Genomic DNA, 19,617 nt, shown 5'->3' with positions numbered 1-19,617 from the left:
AATGATTTTAGTGCCAATATGGTATTATCCTATTTCTATTATATTAAAAAAATGTAATTTTTGTTAATGATTGTGTTTTTCATGCTTTTTTTGTAAACTGTCTATCTTTTTCATGAATTCTTTTCCAAATTTTTGATATCTTGCAACTCTGGATATCTGATTTCTTTATTGAGAATCAGTTCAATCTTAATATTAGATGGTTTATGGTTTTCTTTGTGGATCTTAACAGAATTTTGGTACCTATTGACGGCTCAAAAAAATCCTTTGAAGCCTTGGATAGAGCAATCACTCTTGCAGGGTTTACACACGGTCAAGTAACTGCAATCTACGTAATCCCTCATGTTATTGAAGGAGGTCCAAGAACAAAAGCATTTGACAAACAATTAGAGGAAGATGGAAAAATTATTCTAAACAAAGCAACAAAACGTGCAGGAAACAAGAACGTTAAATTTACTACAAAACTTCTGCGAGGCTCTCCTAGTCATGTTACTTTGCATACTGCAAAATCAGGCAAGTTTGATCATATTGTGATGAGTACAACTGGTGCTGGTTCTGCATCTAAAGATATGATTGGAAGCGTTTCAAATCATGTTCTTCAAAAATCCAAAATCCCTGTATATCTGATAAAATAATTAGGTGAACTAAATTGTCTAATCTAATTTCAATTATGCAAAAACCAATTACAATTGAAAAAAATTCTTCGCTTAGTCATGTAATTTCAAAATTATTAAAAAATAAAATTAGCAGATTAATCGTGATTGATAATGACAATCCTGTGGGAATAATTACTGAAAAAGATATTGGATTATTTTTACTTGAAGATGATTCTGAAAAAAATCTTGATGATATACCTGCTTCTCAACTGATGAAGATTCTCACATCTGTAAATGAATCTATGAATGTAGAGTCCTGTGTGGAAATAATGCTGGACAAAAAAATTGGTTCTCTTGGTGTAAGCTCTAGTACTCAAGGATTAGTTGGCATAATTACCAAAACTGACATTGCCCAATACTATGTTCAAAATTATCCAAAAAAACACACTGTTGGTGATGTGATGACTATCTCTTACATTGCAATGGATTATGATGTCACATTGAGGCATGCAGTATCTGAAATGGTCAATCAAAAAATCTCTAGAATCTTCTTAAAAAATCAAAACAATGAGCCACAAGGAATTCTGACATTTCGTGATCTATTCCATGTTGCCTTAGAGCAGGGAAACACTGATGCTGTGTTAGACAGCTCAGATCCTACAATATCTGTGGTATTTACAAGAAAGGGATTCCTTTCTGATTCAGGATTTGGAAATACAATTCAAGCAAAAGATGTAATGACAAATACTTTTGAATCTGTAGACTTTGATGAAGACCTTACTGTAGCATGTGAAGAAATGATTCAGAACAGAATTAACGGTGTTGGTGTACGAGTAAATGGTAAGCTAGCTGGCGTTGTTAGCAAAACTGATATCTTAAAAGCTGTTTACATTGATAATAAATCATAAAATCTGTTAACATTCTAACTTGGAATAGCTTTTAATTAAAAATAATCTAACTCCCTAGATTTATTCTTGTAACTGTTTTAGGGTTCTAGAATTTCTATTAGAGTATATTTTAATGATGAACTATCTGCTGGTGGATTTTCAACATTACTGATCATTACTTCAAGTTTGTATTGTGTTCCTTCTTGAAAGTCAAATCCTTCTATTTTGTCATAAAACATTTGCCAATCTGAATTTGGATTTTCTCTAATTGACATGCATTGTTGAGGGCTTATCCCAATACAGTCCACTAGTTTTGAATCCACGTACAAAATCTTGGTTTCTAATAATGCATTGCATTCTCCTGAATGTTTGACCTTGACATTGTGACATTTGGCATCTTCAACACCACATGCATAAGTGATGTTGTCTTCTCCACAAACAGGATCATAAACTAAACACTGAATTAAGCATTCATCAATCTCATTTATGTTGAATTCTTTATGGATGTCTTGTTTTAATTGATCAAGCTCTGATTTTGGAATGTCAAGACTAACCATTTTTCTAATCTGATTCATCAAAATAAGACCTTCTCTGTCTTGTGTTAATTTTTGACCTGTCGCTTCAAATGTATAATATGCTTTCATGATCTCAAGACGCTGGTTTTTATCGTCTTTATCTGGGTTGTCCATCCAATTATCTACCATTATTTTCAAATCTTTCTGTGTTATGCTGTAATTAGATTCTGAATCTGTTTGGAGAAAATCTGTATTTTCTTCCACCAGAAAATTTACTCCAATAATTACAGCAATGACTGCAATTCCAATACTAATAGGAATTGTATTTTTCATGTTGTCTAATTTTACGATTAATTCTTAATTGTTATGATTGATTTCTAAATTTCAATAGGCTTAAGTGCTTAACATATCAGGAAACTCATGTCAACAAACATCGCAGAATCCTGTCTTGATTGTGGGACTCCTTTAGATTTAACCCCTCAAGGCGAGAAAAAAAAACCATGCCCTAAATGTGGAGCATATAGAAGAAAAAGAGAATATTTTGATTAAACTATTACTGTGATATTTGTTGAATTTCTATCTAGTTTTCATTTAGATATGAATAATTCATTCAAATTGATAGAAGAATCAACATTAGTACTCAAAACAGAAAAGAAAACAACAGAACGTGACTTATTTGATAGAGAATTACTTCCTGTCTGACTTAACTATGCAAATGGTGTTACTGATTTGAATCAAGAAGTTGATACTGATGGTGATAAAATCCCAGATAGTACATTCTCAGAAATAATATATGCTGCAGAAAAGTTCGTCTAGATTCAAGTTCTACTGACAAAGAAATTCAATAACAAAGAAATAAAATTAATGATCTTCACAACTCTGAAAAATAATTTGGATGTTTTAGATTAGAAAACCTTTGGATTTCTCTTGCTGTATCCATATGTGTCTATTTTCGTCCCCAAAACGGATTGTACTATTAATACTTGACATCACTAATTGTCTAAACTTCCACAAGTTTTTTATTGTAATTTTTAATCCTTTACCTAATGACTAATCAAAAACTAATGTTGACTACAATGATTCTTGCTGGATTCATTATGACTATAACTCCATTTGCATTTGCTGAACAAGTTTCAGTTAGTCTGCCACAAGGATCTTCTATTCCTGGATGTGAAGAAACAAACGAATGTTTTCTTCCGTATATGGTAACTGTTAATCCCGGTGATGAGGTGGTATGGAGCAATGATGACTCTGCAGCACACACTGTAACAAGCGGGGCTGTACCTAATGCCGATGGGCTTTTTGACAGTGGGATATTCATGGCAGGTACAACATTTTCACACACATTTGACACACTTGGAAAATATGACTACTTTTGTGTAGTTCATCCCTGGATGGTAGGCCAAGTATTTGTAACTGTAGGTGGAGATACTGAAAAAGATTTGGGCACAATCACAATAGGCACATCTATTGAACCAAATCACGAAGTAGATAATCTAATTGCAAACATTGTATCTAGTGAAGGAAATGCAAATGAAGTAATGACTATTGATGTCACCATTACCGACTTGGATGGTAATCCTGCAGAACATATTACCTATAACATACAGGCAATACATGGAACAATTGTATTGTTAAATGAAGAAGGACATATGCATGGTGGTACTGTAACTAATACTCATACAACAAGTGCTTTGACAATTGACGCATCTGATGATTCACCTGTAACGATTACTGTTAACGCAGTTGGGTTTGGACATGATGAGCAATATAGAGAAGTATTTGGTGAAATTGCAAAAAAACAAGTGGTGCCAGAATTTGGAACCATTGCAATGATGATACTTGCAGTATCTATAGTTAGCATCATGGCAATTACAGCAAAAACTAGAATTGTTCCAAGATTTTAACCTACAATTTTTTTCTTTTTTCTTATTTTTATATCCACATTCTGCGTAAATTAGTAAAGGATATTGAACTAACTTTGTGATTCTCTTTAAATGACCAAAAATGGTTCTTCCAGTCTTTGTTTAGCAGTCTTGATAGTATAAGTAATGTTCTTAGATGCTTTTATGTTACAGCAGTGGCCATTGATTGGGAAACCATCTCCCTGTCATATTTTTTGATTAGTGAAACATTCTCAATTGATAGTTCTCTTTGAATCTGATCACTGATTTGTCTCATCCTTGTTTTGTAATTGTGAATATAGATTCTATGTCTTGATTCATGCCTAGTACTCAATGACTATACAGTAGGTCGGGGAGGAGTAATAAACTAATTTGTGTGTGCCGGGGGCGAGTTTCGAACTCGCGACCTCCAGATTATGAGTATTGCCTTAGTTGGAGAACCGTTAGAGTTTACCAAATTAACTGGCACTCTAACCAGGCTGAGCTACCCCGGCATGTTATAATGCTAAAAATTTGGGAAATTAAATGATTCTAATTTCCCTTGAAATCTTTCCAAGATACTTCCTCATTTTTTACCCAGAGGAACTTCTTTTGTAATGCAGATGTATACAATTTTTCCCATTCTGCACCTACTTCATCAGTCCATGCTTTGAAAACACGAGGATCTATGTAATTTCTCAATGATGTTCCAATGTTGTAATCTTTAGTTTTTTCAGATAGATCAATTTGTAACTCTAATTTTTCTAGTCTTTCTTTTTGTTTTGTTTTTTGTTTTCTAATTTGCTCGTTTAATGTTTTTATTCTTTTTGCTTTTATTTTCTTCTGGGCATCTGTTTTAGGATCACTTACTTCAACTTTTTTCAGAGTCTCTTGAGTTTTTTTCCATGCTTGTTCTTTTTCAACTTTTTTCAGAGTATCTCTTTTCTTTTGTAATGATTGCTCAAATGTTTTAGGAATTGTTCTTTTGTGATTACACATTATGGCAGCTTTAAGATTTGCCAATTTTGCATGATATAATTTCTCAGTTGTAGATTTTCCCTTTATATCATCATGCTTTACAAGATAGTCTTTGACAACTGTTGTAGCTTGATATGTTCTAAACACTTTGGCAGTTAATCCCTTTACAATTCCTGAAAAATATTTGTTCACATCCCTTGACGTGATATTGTGAAAAATTTCGTCATTTGGTTTTTTCTTTTCAATTAATTTTTTCAAATTTTCCTGAAATTGTTTATCATCCTCAACGGCTTTTAGGGTTTCCTGCCATCTTACACTATCTTTTCCCAAAAAATCAAACTCTATTGTATCTGCAGTAATCTTAATGTGCTCTTTTCTTAGTGTTGTTGCACCTACAGTATCAGCTTCATCAGGATCTTTTTCGTCTCCTACTCTCATCGCAGTCCTATAAATCAAATAACATGCTGTAGCAACATTGCTCTTTTTTGGATCTTTCATATCTTTGACCATTGCTTTTTTAATTTTTTCAATTTCTTTTTCAAGCTTGGTTGCTTTTTCGTACTTTTCTTTATCTCTACCCTGCTTCAGATCAGAACTATCTGCAAGCCATACATACTTTCTTTTCTGCGTAAGAAAGTCCATCCAACTTGCAAGCCACATGGAATCTTTATCATGAATTATTTTGCCCCATTTGCCCTCTGGAACTTTTGCCTCTTTTCCAAGGTTCAGTATTACGTCTTTTGCAGTAACCCGTGGCTTCCATTTTCCTCTGAGTGGATGTTCCCCTCTGCCGATGAAAATTCCTGGAGGTTCTGCCATATAGTTTCCAACTTCTACTTCTTTTCCATCCATTATGGCAATTCCGTATTTTGCTTTCAATTGTTCTCTAATCTCTTTTCTTTTTTTTGCCTGCTCTTTCTTTTCTTCTTTAGACATCATCTCTTTGAGATCTTTTTCTTTGTCAACTATTTTGTAAGCATTTGAAAAATCAATGTCTTCGTATGATATTTTTTTAAATTTTGAATCTAAAGTTTTAGCAAAATCTGCAGTAAAATTTTTCTGAAAAACTTTGTCTTGGGCATAAAGAGTGTCTTTCTTTTTTGCCCATTGGTATATCATTTCTTCTTGAGTCAGATCAAGATTTACAGTCTCTCCTTTGATCTTTATCTTGATTCCTTGAGCCTCATATGCAGGAGGAAACAAGATTCCGTTGTGTTGTAGAGTTTTCCATTTCATATCATTTCACTTCAAAATTGTGGACTTTGATGAAAACTCTACTTTATCTGTATATCAATTTAGCGTAAAAGTGTGATGTTATCTGGGAAATAGTTCCTTACTCAGGTATTTCTCAAATTCTATGTCTGTTTTCATCTTTTTTGCTTCCATGAACATGGCCGCATCTGTACCTACAACATATCGTGGCAGCATTTCATCATCATGTATTGCCTTCATGACAACATCTGCAACCTGTGATGGTGGGGTGCCCATCTCTACCATCATTTTCAATCCTGCCAAAATATTGTCAGTCAATTCCTTGTATTTTGGGTCTGTTTTTGATTCTGGAACTTTCATTGAATTGAAAAAGTTTGTTTTGATGACTCCTGGCTCGATTAATGTGGTTTTAATTCCAAATTGCCCAAGCTCATACCTTAAACACTCCCCTAATCCTTCCAATGCAAATTTTGAGCTAATATAAGCTGGAGATCCTGGTAGGCCCATTCGTCCTGCCACAGAACTGATATTGATAATGTTTCCTGATTTTTGTTTTCTCATAATTGGTGCAACTTCTTGTATGATTCTCACAACACTGAAAAAATTTGTCTCAAATTGTTTTCTAAAATCATCAACTGTTACATCTTCTGTACATCCAAACTGTCCATATCCTGCATTGTTAACAAGTACATCTAGTCTTTCCCCATCTGTAACAACTTTTTTGATTGCAGAAACAATTAATTCTTCTTTGTCTACGTCAAGTTCTATTATTTCTATGGAAAGATTTTCTTTTTTTGCAGCATGCTCTAATTCTCCTCTTTTTTCAGTATTTCTCATGCTGGCAAATGTATGATAGCCATCTCTTGCTAATGCAAGCGCTGTCTCTAAACCAATTCCTGATGAACTACCTGTAACTAGAGCTACTTTTTTCATGTCCCTTCTAAATTCTTGTTATATTTATCCCATTTTGATTTGTTATACTAGGGGCCTGTCTCCTTCAATAGGATCTATCAATTCTGTTTTCTCACCTGAATTTATTCTCTCTAAAATTTCCAATGCAGAATATTTGTGGAGATATTCATTATTGTTGCCGCATCTATAGGAGAATGTGCATCTTGGACATCCTGATTCATTTTTGCAGGGGCATTCCTTTACTATGAACATGCTTCTTTTTAGGGCTTTTTCAAATCTGTCATAAAGTGCCTTACTTGCGCCACTTCCACCTATTGCTCCATCATAGATGAAAATCAAGCCTGATGTACCCAATGATATGCCTCCTAAATCCTGTGATACTCCTCCTGTAATCATATTGCTACCCTCTATCACAACATGTTCTGTTGCATGATATCCGCTGGCTTCTGCATATTCTTCATCTTCTGACTCCTCAATTACTTTGAGCGGTCTTGGTGCATGGAATACTATTCCCTTTGTAACAAAATCATACTCTAATGGAACGTCCAACTGAACTTTTTCACCTTGTGTTGTTTCTTGTCCTAATTCGATATTGACATAGCCGTATACTTTTTTTTCTATGTGTAATTTACAAAATGCAATTTCAATTCCATTTGCATTTCTTCTCTCAAAGACAGTTTCAATAGTTGGCCATTCTTCTGTAAGTGATTTTGTATAGTATGGATAGTCTCTTGGAATTCGTTCTAGTTTTGCATAGTTGTTTTTTGGATAATCAAATTCTTTTACCCTGTAACGTACGCCTGCTAGAAAATAGATTGCATCTTTGTGAAGTTCTTCTAATGCAATTGGCAATACTCTGTCCCCTACTTTTTTCCCTTCTAGAAAAATATCTATTGATTTTCCAATCCCTCTAATGCTGTAATCATTTAACATCGTATTGATTTTATCAAAATTCGGGATGATTCTATTGTTGAATTCCTTTAGATTTTCATTAATGATGTGACGTTCAATTACTTCTTGATGTTCTTTTAATTCGTGCTTTGATATTGGTCTGTCACATGCCATCGCCAACACCTGGAATTCTTCAACAAAAGGATTCTTGGGATCAATGTATGTTTTTTCAATGTCTTCAAAATAGTCATCTGGATGATTCTTGTAGTATTGCGATATTGGGTCATTTCCTAATGCCAAAAATGCATATCCTCTTTGACCTTTTCTTGCTGCTCTTCCTATTCTTTGAATTAGCCTATTTACTGGAATGGTAGATGATATTACACAGTCTACACTGCCCACATCTATGCCTAGTTCAAGCGTAGGGGTACATGAAATTGCTTGTAAATTTCCTTCTTTGAATTGTCTTTCAACTGATGCTCTGTAATTTGCCATCAGCCCTGCTCTGTGAACTTTGATGTTTACTCTTTGCTTTTTTGCCTGTATTGCCAGTAATTCAGAATTTAGATGCGAATTATTGAAAATCATTGTCTTGTGATTCTTTTGTGTTAGTTTTTTTGTCAATTCAACCATTAGAGATCTCTGTGTTCGAAGTGATGGAAACAACATTGCAAAATCTGTTTTTCCTTTTTTACCTGAACCTTGAATTTTTTGCATATTTTCACCAAACAACTGTTGGCAGAACTTTTCTGCATCATCAAGTGTTGCAGAAGCTGCAACAAATTGTAATTTGTTAGAGCAAATTCTTTTGAGTCTTTTTATAATGTAATGAACATTTGTTCCAAAAATTCCAGAGTATACATGAGCTTCATCTGTTACAAGAATTCTAGTTGATGTTAGCAATGATGAAAATTTTGTTTGGTGCCACATGTGATAGTGTAGAACATCAAAATTTGTAATTAGAATATGGGGAGGATTGTCTATTATTTCTCTACGTTCTTCTAATTTTGTATCTCCGTCAAATACTTTGACTGTGGTGCCAATTTTCTCTGCGAATTTTTGAATTTTTGGATATTGATCACGTGATAATGCTTTAGTTGGATATACAAAAATTGCAAAAACATTGCCTTTACTTGCATCTTTTTTTATTCTTTGAATAACTGGAATCAAAAATGCTTCTGTTTTTCCAGATGCCGTAGGCGCCTCAATGACAACATTCTCACCAAATATTATCTCCTCAATAGCGTCTTGTTGAAATTTGTAAAATTTCTCTATCTTTAATTCTTTGAGGTGATCTGTAATGGGTTCATCCAGTCCTAAATCTTCTACTTTACAGCCCATTTTAGGCTCAGGATTGCTCAAAACTTTGTATTCTGAGATATAGTCTTTTTTTGAGTATAGGATTTCTTCTGTGATCTTATCTGGATTGTTTTCTCCAATCATCTCCTTGATTTCTTTTTCGTCTCTTACGATTCCCTCTTCTTTGAGTCCTTCAGATAATCCCTTTACTGTCACTAATCCCTTGTCGTATCTTGAAAGAAATTCTAAAAATACTTCATCTGGATTCTTTGAAAATTCTAAAAGATCTTCAATGCCACATTTTTCACATGAGACATGCATTTTTTTGTTGAATGTTTTTTGAATTTCAATTTTTGACTTGCATTGGGGACATGAGAACTTCAAGATCTATTTGATAAGAAATACTTGATGATTTATTGTTTGATAGGTATTTCACTCCATGACATTCTTAAGATGGGTGGGGGGTTTGAATTTAAAATTGAAAAAAATAGAAATCAACAATATTTACAATCAAAATTGTATTGAAGGGATGAATCTAATCCCCAAAAATAAAGTTGATCTTGTAATAACTGATCCTCCTTTTGCTATCAATTTTCAGGCAAAAAAGGCAAATTATAACAGAACATCCTCCCGTGTATTGTCTGGATATAATGAAATCAAACCTAAGGACTATTATGATTTTACATCTTCTTGGATGAGTGAGGTCTTTCGAATCCTAAAAGATTCAGGAAGCATGTATGTGTTTTCAGGATGGAATAATCTTAAAAATATTTTACGTGCATTAGATGATGTTGGATTTACTACTGTAAATCATATAATTTGGAAATACCAATTTGGTGTTGTCACTAAAAGAAAATTTGTAACCTCTCACTATCACTGTCTATATGTTTGCAAAGATGACAAGAAACGGAAATTTTTCCCATTTTCTAGATTTGAAAAAGATGAAAAAACCTATGATGGACGTAGCCTTCATTACAAAGATAAGGAAGATGTTTGGGATATCAAAAGAGAATATTGGACAGGTGACGAAAAAACTCCCACAAAACTACCCTCTGAAATAATTAAAAAATTACTAGAATATTCAAGTGAAAGGAATGATATTGTATTTGATCCGTTTATTGGTTCAGGTCAAGTTGCAGTAGTTAGCAAGTCTATGAAAAGAAAATACCTTGGTTTTGAAATAGTTCCAGAATATTACAAATTTGCTAAAAAAAGACTTGACACTGATACATACAGAATTAAAAAACCAAAATAGGCTATTCTTTCTTTTCAGGTTCATCCTTTACTTTTTGCCCTATCTTCAACGCGATGCTCTCTCTTAACTCATCATCTGTTTTTTCTCCAATTTTTATCCCTGCTGATTTTGCAATCGTTTCTAACTTTTCTCGTTCTGTTTCAACAGGTCCTGAAATTCTAGGCGTTTCTTCAGTTGCTTCTTTAATGTGATCTTGAATCTCGTTTTTGGCTTTATTATATTCGTTAACTGCTTGACCCATTTTCCTTGCAGCTCCTGGAAGTTTTCCTGTACCTAAAATCAAAACAAGTGCAACAAAAATTATGATCATCCATTCACTCCCTCCTATATTTAATGAATAATCAATCATGTCTTGATTTTGGCTAATTTGAAATTAAACGTAATGCCTGTGTTTGTGCCTAAATCCATGATTTGTCGTTGATCTCATTCATAAGAAGGACTTATTGATTTAAATAAATTCGGAACTGATAATTTTTATGAAAAAAGTAGAAGCAATCGTCCCAACAGGAACTAAAGATGCAGTAATTGCTGCTATCAAAAAAGTTGGTGTTGGTGGTGTAACGGTTCATCAAGTTCAAGGACAAGGTGCACAAGATCCTCCTCTAGTTGGACAATATTTCAGCAGAGATATGATCATATGTGTTGTAGATGATCCTAAACTAGATGATGTAATTAATGCAATTGCAAATGTTGCTTGCACTGGAACTAAAGGTGATGGCAAAGTCTTTGTAACTGAAATAGTAGATGCACTTGATATTTGCACCAAAAAACGCGGAACAATGGATATCTAATTCAAGATTTTCTGTGGTTCTAGTTTCTTTCTAACCTTTATTGCAAATATTGCAATTCCAATTCCTATAATACAAAAAATGAGATATGGTGCTTCATTTCCAAATGTCTGTGTCATTGGTCCTCCTATAGTTGGTCCTATTGCCCAACCCATACCAAAAACTGTTTCATATGCACCAATAATTTTGCCTGAAATTTTCTTACTAGTTTTACTCAAAATTATTTCCAGAGTTAATGGGAAAAATATGCTAAATCCAAATCCCATTAGAACTATTGCAATTCCAAAAGTAATGATTGAATCTGCAACAATAGATATTGCCAATCCTATAGAGACTGCAATGGTTCCTGCAATCAAAGTTTGACTTGTATTTCTTGCAAATTTTCCTGCAAATGCAAGAGATACCACTCGTGAAATCCCAAAAACAAAATATAATAATAAAATATCTGTTGCAGACATTCCATTATCGTTGAGAAATGCCGGATAGATTGTAAGGATAATTCCAAAAGAAGAAGTACAGAAAATCAATAGTATTATTACTTCTGGAAATCGCTTCATTTCTTTTATTGAAGAAAACGAAAATCTCTCATGATGTTTCTTTACGCTTTTTCTTGAGGCTAAAAGTGAAGAAATTATTGCAGCTGCTAGAATAAATGCTGCAATTTGGAATAAAATCCTATATGTTATGTCTAATCCTTCAAGAAATACTGTTCCAAGTAATGGCCCTACCATAAATCCAATTACGAAAAACATTGTAAACCACGAAATGTGCTTTACTCTATTCTCTTCTGAACTTTTATTTGAAATAATGGCTTCGCATGGAGGCCAAAAAAATGCATGTGCTATACCTGTCATGATTCTGAATCCCATTATTTCTGGAACTGATTGTGCAATTGATAGGAGATAAATTGACGCCGAATTAATTGCAGCCCCTAAACTTAACAAGTATCCATTGTTAATCCTATCTAGTAAAATTCCTACAAACAATGGGATGAACATGTATGGAATGAAATTTGTTAATCCAATTAATCCAAGTTCAGAGTATGTGGCACCTATGATATTTTTTGCAAATACTGGAAGAATTGGACCGTGTAATCCATATGAAATTCCAATGATTAATCCTGTAATGTTAACAAGTATGAGAACTCTATTCATTTGTATGCGGCAACCATTATTGCCCCGCCCATAAGATCTTTCTCAAATTCTACTCTTGAGAATTTTTCTAAAATCAACTGTTCTAGTTTTTTGTTTTGAGGCCATCTTTTGTATGTTCCATATAATGTACCGAACTTTAATCCCAGTCTTCCACCTGCAGCAAATGCAAGAATCGGCAAAATACATCTGAGATAAAATGAGACACCAGCTCGGAAAAATGCTTCATCTGGTTTTCCCAAATCTACTATTACGAATCTTCCGCCTTTTTTTAACACCCTATGTATCTCCGATATAGCAATTCTCAAATTAATTGCGTCTCTTAATGAATAACCGCACAACACTGCATCAAATTCTTCATCTTTAAATGGAATGTGTTCAAAAACACCATTTGCCATATCTGGAGTTTTTTCAAAGAATGTGCCCGTGTTTTTTAGCATGGGTACAAGTGGGTCATACAGCGTAATTGAAATTTTTCCATCAGTTAACTTCATTGCGGTTTTTGACATGTTTCCAAATCCTGAACCTGCATCCAAAATTTTGTTACCTGCAACTACTCTTTGCGAAATTCCTCTGATTCGATGCTCCTGATCCTTGCCAAGTGAAATTATGGAATTTACTTTATCATAAATTGGAATGATCTCTCGAAGTACTTCCATTACTTCTCCCCAATAACTCCCTAAGCCCATAATCTATCGTCTCAGTATGCTTGTTTGAATAGTTTGCAAATCAAAATTTCTATGGAGCAAATTTTGATGCGTTTTGAGAATAATTTTGTAAATCCGATTCTGAAACTTTTTCAAATATTTTTGCCTCAGATGTAATTTTTGCCATTTTTATGTGATTGACTCCCTCTTTTGTTTCTGCTTTAAGATTAATTGCTGCTATTGCTAAAGATGCCGCGTCTTCTAAACTCAAATCATCTTTGTAATGTTTTTCTAAAAATGCATTAACATCATCAGAATTTGCACCAATTGCAACTGCTGCAAATTGAACATATGTTCCGCTAGGATCTGTTACATAGATTGATTCTCCTTTTTGATCAATTCCTGCAATAATCATTGAAACACCATTTGGACGAACTCCTCCGTATTGTGTAAATTGATGAGCTTGGTCTGCTAGATGTTTGGCAACTGTTGCCACTTCCACAGATTCATCATATGTCATCCTGTTTCCTTGTGAGAAGAATCTTGCACCATCTACTTGAACACGTGCATCTGGAATATATCCTGCTGCAGCAACACCGATGTGATAGTCCACTTGAAAAATTTTCTGTGTAACATTACTAGTTTGTAAAGTACGAGGTTTTTCCTCAACTGCCATGATTACGCCTCCCTTGCTTTTGATACCAATAGCTAGTGTGCCTCTTTTTACAGTCTCAATTGCATATTCGACTTGGTAAATTCTACCATCTGGAGAATACATGGTAGGGGTCATATCGTAACCGCGTGATGCCATCATAATATCACAACTTTATTCTCAGTCAATTTAAGGGTAATTGTCTTGCCTGAATATGGGGGGAAGATCTAGAAGCAAACAAGGTATGTCTTTTAGTATCCTTTTTTTAAAATTTTAGATCGATTGAAAAATTTAAAGGATCTTTCTCCTCCTAGCAAAAACCACTCCCCCAATAACACTGCCAATAATTCCTGCTGACAAAACTATTCTGTAGATTGATTCCTCATCATAAGCACTAGCCGGTGTCGCAATTGGTTCAAGTTTTGGATTTACAATGCACATTCCGTCTTGATAAACTGTTCCTGGGTCACAAACTACATCTGATTTTTCAGTAATTTGTAATTCTGCTGCCTTTACCATCTCTTTTTGTTGCTGTGTAATTTCTTGTGAAATTTCTTCAATGCTTATCGGTTTGGTATCTATCTTCCCTTCTTGTGCTTCTTTAGTGCTTTCTTGAATTTCCAGATGATAGTAAATTCTGCCTTGTTCGATTAGTTTTTGATATCTATCATATTCTGAATATGTCCATAATTTATCGTTGTAAAGATTACCACATAATCTTGATTCAATTGAATGTCGATGGTGTTCAAAAAAATCATTTCCCATCATTTTGTATAGCTGATAGTTTTCCTCACACCATTCTATCCCATTTTTTGTTAAACCTGCTGTATCTCGGAATGGACTTTGTGCAAATGCAGGACTAACTAAAAGTAATGCGGAAAAAATTATCAGATATTTCAATTGAAAATTTTCTTTTTCATTAATTCATAAATGATTCTACTTTTAGAATAGGTTATCCTCTAATTGCAGGATCATTTTACTACAAGGATTATTGCAAAATTATCATTCTAGCACAGTTATCTTGTACTCTTTAAAGACATCGTGTTAGGCATAAAAGACCAATATGGAAAAGATCTGGAAGCCTAGTAAAAGATCAGATTATTAGGTACTTTTAGCAGTCTTCATTTCTTTTCTAATTTTTAATAGACCTTTTTCTGAAAGGGTTGAACCGTGCGCTCATTTGTGTGCATGTATAATCTTGTATATGATTATGAAAAATCAAATTTATGTTGCACCAATATTATACTGGTAAATCTAAAAATTATTAGTGGATTTTGTAAATCTCTTGATTGGTATTTTTTTGCTTACCATGGGGATAGTAATTATATTTGTAGGACATTACTTTAGTAAAAAAATAGGAATTTTGTATGTGGTAATCTATTTTATGGCAGCATTTGTTATTCTAACTGGAATTTTGTTATTATTTTTGTATGATAAACCTTCAATTCTAATTTAAAAAATAATAAAAAAAGTTGTTATTGAGCTTTTGCTTTGGATACAGCTTGCGCAACAATAATCGTCAGTATGACTGCAATGATTGTAACGATGATTGCATAAATCAGCATTGGACCAATTGCATCTGCAGTTCCAAAGATTTCTTTGAATATTGCTTTTATTGCATCATTCCACGCCAGTGCTGCTACTAGACCAAAAGCTGCTGTAACTAGTGCTGCTATCTTGTCTAGAATTTCAGTTTTTAATGGAGCTGGTTTTGTTTCATCTGCCATTGTATTCAATATCGATTTTTTTTCAAATATAATAAACCGTGTGAAAATTAGGCTTATCTAATTTCATAATCCTACCAGATTCAGTAAAAAAATAAAAAATTTGGATAAAAAGAAAAGTGGCTATTGCATAAAGTTTGCTTGACTGTGAGGCATGCATTCCTTGTATAATTCCCCTGAATTCTCATGTAGTTGGCAACCGCAGTTTAACTTTACAAACTGGGCCAATTCGTAGGTAAATTTTTCCATGAGCAGGCATCTCAAAATTTGTTTAAAACACCGATGAACGATTTATCAGCGAATGCTAAATACTAAATTCCTACATGAATATAATTGACAATTATTTTCATTCCTATTAGACCGTCAAGACGAGACTCGAATGAATACGATGAGTAAATAAAAAAGATCAGCTCGTTATTTTCTCTCGAATTGTAATCCCTAGAACCACAAGACCTCCACCAGCACCTAGAACAATTATCCCATGATAGTCTGAAATCATCTTCTTTGTAAGTTCGTCATCAAAGCCCTGAATGAATATGTATGATGCTACAGAACCTCCAACCAGAAGAAATATGCCGATAATTGTGACTAGCATGATGTCTTTCTTTGTTGCTCCTAGAAGTGTATCCGTAGACATTGAATGATTCTTCATTTTGTCGTATTTAATGACCCGAAATTAATTTAGAATTTTCTTCAACTCTTTTGCATAGTCTATAATCGTCTCTGGGCTTTTCTGAGCTCCTACAGAAATCAGAATCAGACTGTTAGAGAATCCTTTTCTTACATAGCATTCTAATTTTTCTTCGTCATGCATCAGTCCATTACCTCAACTGAATTGCCACAGATGCAAGAAAATATTTTGATGTCAACTCTGACACCCAGAGCCTTGTTTCTCTTTTCCATCAGGTTTCCGCATCTGCAAAGAATCATCAATTTACGTAGCCCCTTCCTTGTCAAGTAATTCCATCAATGAAAGATATATCAGATAATTGTCATTTTTCAGAGATTCAACATATTTTTTTATCCTTTCTAATTTTTCTTCATTGTTCAAGGCCTGGTTAGAATAATGATTTTTGTATTCTTTCAGGATTTGAATTTCATTAAATGTTAAGTTTCTAAATTCTCTAAATTGTGAACGTAATGTATCTAATTCTTTTTTTAATTCATCATACGATTTATCATAGTCTTTCCAGTTACTCAAACCTGACATCCTCCCTTAGAATGCATTTCCTGCAGAGTTTCTTCTCAAAGGATTCTATGTCGATTGTGATTAGTTCTTTTCTGCATATCGTACAAATGAAGAACATCTCTTTTGTAATGATGCTCAATTTGGATAAATCTCCAGCAATTCACTCCGTTCTAATTCTGTTAGCTGACCATGTGTTGATTCAACATGAATTCTATAATCATCTAGCTGTTCAAAATTAAATGCTCTCATCTCTATTGTTTTGTTGCAGTGCTTGCATCGCAAGGTTCCATCCTCTTGCAGGATTTTATTTGGTTTGTGAGTTATTGTATTTCCAAATTGAATTTGTTGAGTTTGGCTTGGTATGGCTTCAGTATTTGAGGACTCTGCATAGAATGTTTCGTTTTCAGGTAACGATAAATTTCCTGTGTATACAAAATCTTGGAATTGTGAAATCGAATAGCCATTCTGTTTCAACCTCTCCCATACTCTTAGTGTGATCTCAGCAGCTTTTAGTTTTTTGATCTTTACATCAAGCGAATTGGTTTCACAGTGTTCATCAGACAAATTAATTTTGGGTGTATGACCATCATCGATATTTTTTCTCAGGGAATCAATGTTCTTGACGTTGTATATCTTGAAGATGTTTTTCATGTGTTCTTTTTTTATTCTGTAGACGTTGCCAGAGTTGAATTCAAAATCAGTCATTATCCAATCACCCTTGCCAAAGTCTTCTCTAGACTGAGATGTGTTCTTCTGGCATAGAATGTCCTTAGTGTCTCAATGTCATTCCATCCCATTTCGGCGATGAACTCTAGTTTGTAGTCTGTAATCTCACACCAGTATTGGACGCCGATATGCCTCATGGCATAAGTGGCTCTTTTGTAAAAGATCTCATCCACACATCCAATTTCCCTGAAAAGAATTTTGAGGAATTTCCCAAAGTCTAACCTGTGGTATTTGACGGTGGTATCATATTTCTTAAAATCAGTGGATGTCAGATCTTCGAAGGTTCTGCCATTATCGTTCCAAAAGAGGTATTTTTTCCCCTGATGGAGCCTGCCTTTGACATATTCCTCCAGCCTGATTACTATTTTTTCGTCCCGAATCCACTTTGGCCACTTTGAGATTGATGTGGTCTTTCCTGTAGTCTTGAATTCTAGGATGTCCTTGCCAAAGCAGGTTCTCCTTATTTCGGTAAATGACTCTATTTTGTTTTCCTGAGCCAAATCATAAACATACTCGTCTAAAACCTCAATCTTGTTATCTATGGTTTCGGCAATTACTTTCTTTTTTCCGCTCTTTGAAACCACATAGTGGATTTTTCTGTCATAAAAGAAAAACTGGTCTAGCCTGATTGTGAAAAGAACTGATGGTCTTACAAAAAAGTGATAGGCTACGCCAAATAGCAAAAATGAATCAAAGTTTTCTTTGTTTAGTTTTATTTTTCCTGTCTTGTTGCAAAACTCTAATGCCTTTTCATACTGTCCTTCCTCAAGGCTTGCAGTAGCATGGCTTCCCATGTTGTCTTTGGCACCATCAATGCCGTAATGTTCGGCATCTTCCTTTGTTAGTGTGATTCCCAGTCCGTATTTTATGAACCTCCTGATGTATCCTCTGACATGGGATGGTAGTCTGGTTACTTTGTAAGCGTCTTCTAGTTGTTTTACCACAGTTTCAGTAGTTGATGGGTGTCTCCAAGTATCAGGATACATTTTGAAGTTTGGTAATTTTTTGTTTTTGCCAGAACACAAAAACAGAAACTGATTGTAAGAGTCAATGGATGATTTTTTCTTGAGGCAATGTTTTTTCCATCTGATCATTGATTCACATGATTCTATTTTTTTAGCTGCCCACTTTCTATTCTGGGGAATTACTTTGGACTCATCTGTAATTTGAGGCCTGTGTCTGTAAATGTTAGTTCCGTCGATTTTCTCGATTATCCCTTGATTGAAAAATGATGTTATGATGTCTCTTTTCACTGATTGCTGAGATTTGTAACCTAATCTTTCTGCTAGAGTTCCACTAGTGAATCCTTTGGGATATTGATTTTGAAAAGTTCTTGTATTGCTATATGAAAATCTTCTTTGTAATCATATGATTTTCCATCTAAGTGAAATCTTCTCAATTGTTTCTCCTCATCTACATCTAAATACATGTAAGTGTATGTAATAACAGTTTTGCATGTAAAAACATGAATTTTGATGTTGTTACATGGTAATTCTTTAAAATAGACGTAGTTTATTGTAAGCATATTGGCAGGAACAAAAGATAGGGGTCCTACTATTGCAGTTGATCGAGAATTATATGAAAAAATTTCTGAAAGAGCTGGTACAAAAAAAGTCAAAATTGTAACAGAGGCTAATGAAATGTTGAATCTTTTCTTAATGAAGGAACAATTTTTAGAAAAATGGGCTCCTCACTTACATTTGTACAAAACTAATGAATCTAGTTTATCCCTCATAGACGATAATAGTAAAAGAATTGTGGAAATTGAACTTAAAGACAATAGAGTTTGGTGTGATACTTGTGACAAAGTTAACTGCATGCACTGTTATTTTGGAATGGCCTGTTTTGAAATTGCTTATTTGAAAGATTCTAAACCAAAAAACCTCAAAGTCAAAAAATAACTAATTTTGAATAGTTATTCCTACTGATATTCTCTTTTTTCTACGAGTAAGAATCTCATAATTCTATGAATAGAAAATTCAAAAATATCGAAGCTACAAAATACTATTCTTATGTATTTTCTAATAGCTACACTAGAGCTATTCGTATAGCTACATCTTTTCTTATCTTTAGCTACGCTTTCTAGTCATAGTAGCTATTCGTAAACTCTACAAAATATCAAAAGATAACCCAAAGATAACCTAAAGTTATCTTTTTACGCCTAAAATGCCAATATGGAAAAGATCTGGAAATACGGTTTTAAGTAAAATTGATTTTATTAATTTCAGATATGTCCAATCAATTGCTGGTGTTTAAAGAAATCATTAGATCAAGACAGTCTCCAACCCAAAGAAAGACCGACAAGCAGACCCGGA

24 protein-coding genes and 1 tRNA gene are annotated in these 19,617 nt (G+C 33.9%); 8 read left to right on the top strand and 17 right to left on the bottom strand.

Features of this window, described 5'->3' with window-relative positions:
- Positions 1–215: 215 nt before the first annotated feature.
- Together OEW78_RS06890 and OEW78_RS06885 are read left to right on the top strand one after the other, a co-directional pair.
- Entirely contained in the window at positions 216–632 is a 417-nt protein-coding gene (locus OEW78_RS06890; RefSeq protein WP_300326036.1) for a universal stress protein, read from the top strand.
- 14 nt (positions 633–646) lie between these two features.
- Positions 647–1,501, top strand: a complete 855-nt coding sequence (locus OEW78_RS06885) for a CBS domain-containing protein (protein WP_300326033.1) — start codon at positions 647–649, stop codon at positions 1,499–1,501.
- A 77-nt stretch (positions 1,502–1,578) separates the two neighbouring features.
- On the opposite strand, the gene OEW78_RS06880 is transcribed toward OEW78_RS06885, so the two are convergent.
- The gene (locus tag OEW78_RS06880; RefSeq protein ID WP_300326030.1) at positions 1,579–2,328 is read right to left on the bottom strand and encodes a DUF4377 domain-containing protein; all 750 of its coding nucleotides are present in this window, start codon (positions 2,326–2,328) and stop codon (positions 1,579–1,581) included.
- An 87-nt stretch (positions 2,329–2,415) separates the two neighbouring features.
- Between OEW78_RS06880 and OEW78_RS06875 the strand changes: the two genes are divergently transcribed.
- Both OEW78_RS06875 and OEW78_RS06870 read left to right on the top strand, forming a co-directional pair.
- Complete coding sequence (locus tag OEW78_RS06875) at positions 2,416–2,544, top strand: hypothetical protein (RefSeq protein WP_300326027.1); 129 nt, start codon at positions 2,416–2,418, stop codon at positions 2,542–2,544.
- Between the two features lie 497 nt (positions 2,545–3,041).
- Positions 3,042–3,902, top strand: a complete 861-nt coding sequence (locus tag OEW78_RS06870) for a PEFG-CTERM sorting domain-containing protein (RefSeq protein WP_300326024.1) — start codon at positions 3,042–3,044, stop codon at positions 3,900–3,902.
- 376 nt (positions 3,903–4,278) lie between these two features.
- On the opposite strand, the gene OEW78_RS06865 is transcribed toward OEW78_RS06870, so the two are convergent.
- From OEW78_RS06865 to OEW78_RS06850, 4 genes are all read right to left on the bottom strand, one after another.
- Positions 4,279–4,393 (bottom strand) — tRNA-Met (locus tag OEW78_RS06865).
- A gap of 37 nt (positions 4,394–4,430) precedes the next feature.
- Positions 4,431–6,092: a DNA topoisomerase I gene (locus OEW78_RS06860; protein ID WP_300326021.1), complete on the bottom strand. Its 1,662-nt coding sequence runs from the start codon at positions 6,090–6,092 to the stop codon at positions 4,431–4,433.
- A gap of 78 nt (positions 6,093–6,170) precedes the next feature.
- The gene (locus OEW78_RS06855; RefSeq protein WP_300326018.1) at positions 6,171–7,001 is read right to left on the bottom strand and encodes an SDR family oxidoreductase; all 831 of its coding nucleotides are present in this window, start codon (positions 6,999–7,001) and stop codon (positions 6,171–6,173) included.
- A 42-nt stretch (positions 7,002–7,043) separates the two neighbouring features.
- The gene (locus tag OEW78_RS06850) at positions 7,044–9,554 is read right to left on the bottom strand and encodes a DEAD/DEAH box helicase (RefSeq protein ID WP_366523045.1); all 2,511 of its coding nucleotides are present in this window, start codon (positions 9,552–9,554) and stop codon (positions 7,044–7,046) included.
- Between the two features lie 94 nt (positions 9,555–9,648).
- Between OEW78_RS06850 and OEW78_RS06845 the strand changes: the two genes are divergently transcribed.
- Entirely contained in the window at positions 9,649–10,425 is a 777-nt protein-coding gene (locus tag OEW78_RS06845) for a site-specific DNA-methyltransferase (RefSeq protein ID WP_366523046.1), read from the top strand.
- A 1-nt stretch (position 10,426) separates the two neighbouring features.
- Here OEW78_RS06845 and OEW78_RS06840 read toward each other — a convergent pair whose 3' ends face one another.
- Complete coding sequence (locus OEW78_RS06840) at positions 10,427–10,774, bottom strand: twin-arginine translocase TatA/TatE family subunit (protein ID WP_300326009.1); 348 nt, start codon at positions 10,772–10,774, stop codon at positions 10,427–10,429.
- A gap of 127 nt (positions 10,775–10,901) precedes the next feature.
- Between OEW78_RS06840 and OEW78_RS06835 the strand changes: the two genes are divergently transcribed.
- On the top strand, positions 10,902–11,216 hold the full coding sequence (locus OEW78_RS06835) for a P-II family nitrogen regulator (RefSeq protein ID WP_300326006.1): 315 nt from the start codon (positions 10,902–10,904) through the stop codon (positions 11,214–11,216).
- Here OEW78_RS06835 and OEW78_RS06830 read toward each other — a convergent pair.
- From OEW78_RS06830 to OEW78_RS06815, 4 genes are all read right to left on the bottom strand, one after another.
- Positions 11,213–12,367 (bottom strand): MFS transporter, encoded by a 1,155-nt coding sequence (locus OEW78_RS06830; RefSeq protein WP_300326003.1) that lies wholly within the window; start codon positions 12,365–12,367, stop codon positions 11,213–11,215. The genes OEW78_RS06835 and OEW78_RS06830 overlap by 4 nt on opposite strands.
- Positions 12,364–13,053, bottom strand: a complete 690-nt coding sequence (locus OEW78_RS06825; RefSeq protein ID WP_300326000.1) for a class I SAM-dependent methyltransferase — start codon at positions 13,051–13,053, stop codon at positions 12,364–12,366. Before OEW78_RS06825 ends, OEW78_RS06830 begins: the two co-directional genes overlap by 4 nt.
- A gap of 49 nt (positions 13,054–13,102) precedes the next feature.
- Positions 13,103–13,825, bottom strand: a complete 723-nt coding sequence (locus tag OEW78_RS06820) for an archaeal proteasome endopeptidase complex subunit alpha (protein WP_300325997.1) — start codon at positions 13,823–13,825, stop codon at positions 13,103–13,105.
- 129 nt (positions 13,826–13,954) lie between these two features.
- A complete protein-coding gene (locus tag OEW78_RS06815) occupies positions 13,955–14,563 on the bottom strand; it encodes a hypothetical protein (protein ID WP_300325994.1) in 609 nt (202 codons plus the stop codon).
- A gap of 385 nt (positions 14,564–14,948) precedes the next feature.
- Between OEW78_RS06815 and OEW78_RS06810 the strand changes: the two genes are divergently transcribed.
- A complete protein-coding gene (locus OEW78_RS06810; RefSeq protein WP_300325991.1) occupies positions 14,949–15,119 on the top strand; it encodes a hypothetical protein in 171 nt (56 codons plus the stop codon).
- Between the two features lie 19 nt (positions 15,120–15,138).
- Here the strand turns inward: OEW78_RS06810 and OEW78_RS06805 are convergent, their stop codons facing one another.
- From OEW78_RS06805 to OEW78_RS06775, 7 genes are all read right to left on the bottom strand, one after another.
- Positions 15,139–15,390: a DUF5654 family protein gene (locus OEW78_RS06805; protein ID WP_300325989.1), complete on the bottom strand. Its 252-nt coding sequence runs from the start codon at positions 15,388–15,390 to the stop codon at positions 15,139–15,141.
- A 120-nt stretch (positions 15,391–15,510) separates the two neighbouring features.
- Positions 15,511–15,636: a hypothetical protein gene (locus OEW78_RS06800; protein WP_300325985.1), complete on the bottom strand. Its 126-nt coding sequence runs from the start codon at positions 15,634–15,636 to the stop codon at positions 15,511–15,513.
- Positions 15,637–15,793: 157 nt separating this feature from the next.
- The gene (locus OEW78_RS06795; protein ID WP_300325983.1) at positions 15,794–16,024 is read right to left on the bottom strand and encodes a hypothetical protein; all 231 of its coding nucleotides are present in this window, start codon (positions 16,022–16,024) and stop codon (positions 15,794–15,796) included.
- 39 nt (positions 16,025–16,063) lie between these two features.
- Positions 16,064–16,201, bottom strand: coding sequence for a hypothetical protein (locus tag OEW78_RS06790; protein ID WP_300325981.1), 138 nt, complete (start codon positions 16,199–16,201; stop codon positions 16,064–16,066).
- A gap of 120 nt (positions 16,202–16,321) precedes the next feature.
- Positions 16,322–16,588 carry a hypothetical protein gene (locus OEW78_RS06785; RefSeq protein ID WP_300325977.1) on the bottom strand — a complete coding sequence of 89 codons (267 nt, stop codon included), beginning with the start codon at positions 16,586–16,588 and terminating at the stop codon, positions 16,322–16,324.
- A gap of 123 nt (positions 16,589–16,711) precedes the next feature.
- The gene (locus tag OEW78_RS06780; RefSeq protein WP_300325974.1) at positions 16,712–17,281 is read right to left on the bottom strand and encodes a hypothetical protein; all 570 of its coding nucleotides are present in this window, start codon (positions 17,279–17,281) and stop codon (positions 16,712–16,714) included.
- Complete coding sequence (locus tag OEW78_RS06775) at positions 17,281–18,555, bottom strand: hypothetical protein (RefSeq protein ID WP_300325971.1); 1,275 nt, start codon at positions 18,553–18,555, stop codon at positions 17,281–17,283. Before OEW78_RS06775 ends, OEW78_RS06780 begins: the two co-directional genes overlap by 1 nt.
- Before the next feature lie 273 nt (positions 18,556–18,828).
- On the opposite strand from OEW78_RS06775, the gene OEW78_RS06770 reads away from it, so the two are divergent.
- Positions 18,829–19,203, top strand: coding sequence for a hypothetical protein (locus OEW78_RS06770; RefSeq protein WP_300325968.1), 375 nt, complete (start codon positions 18,829–18,831; stop codon positions 19,201–19,203).
- Positions 19,204–19,617 lie beyond the last annotated feature (414 nt).

Source organism: Candidatus Nitrosopumilus sp., from assembly GCF_029882185.1.
Lineage (GTDB): Archaea > Thermoproteota > Nitrososphaeria > Nitrososphaerales > Nitrosopumilaceae > Nitrosopumilus.
Note: the sequence above shows the minus strand (reverse complement) of the source record. Positions and strands in the feature narration are given on the sequence as shown.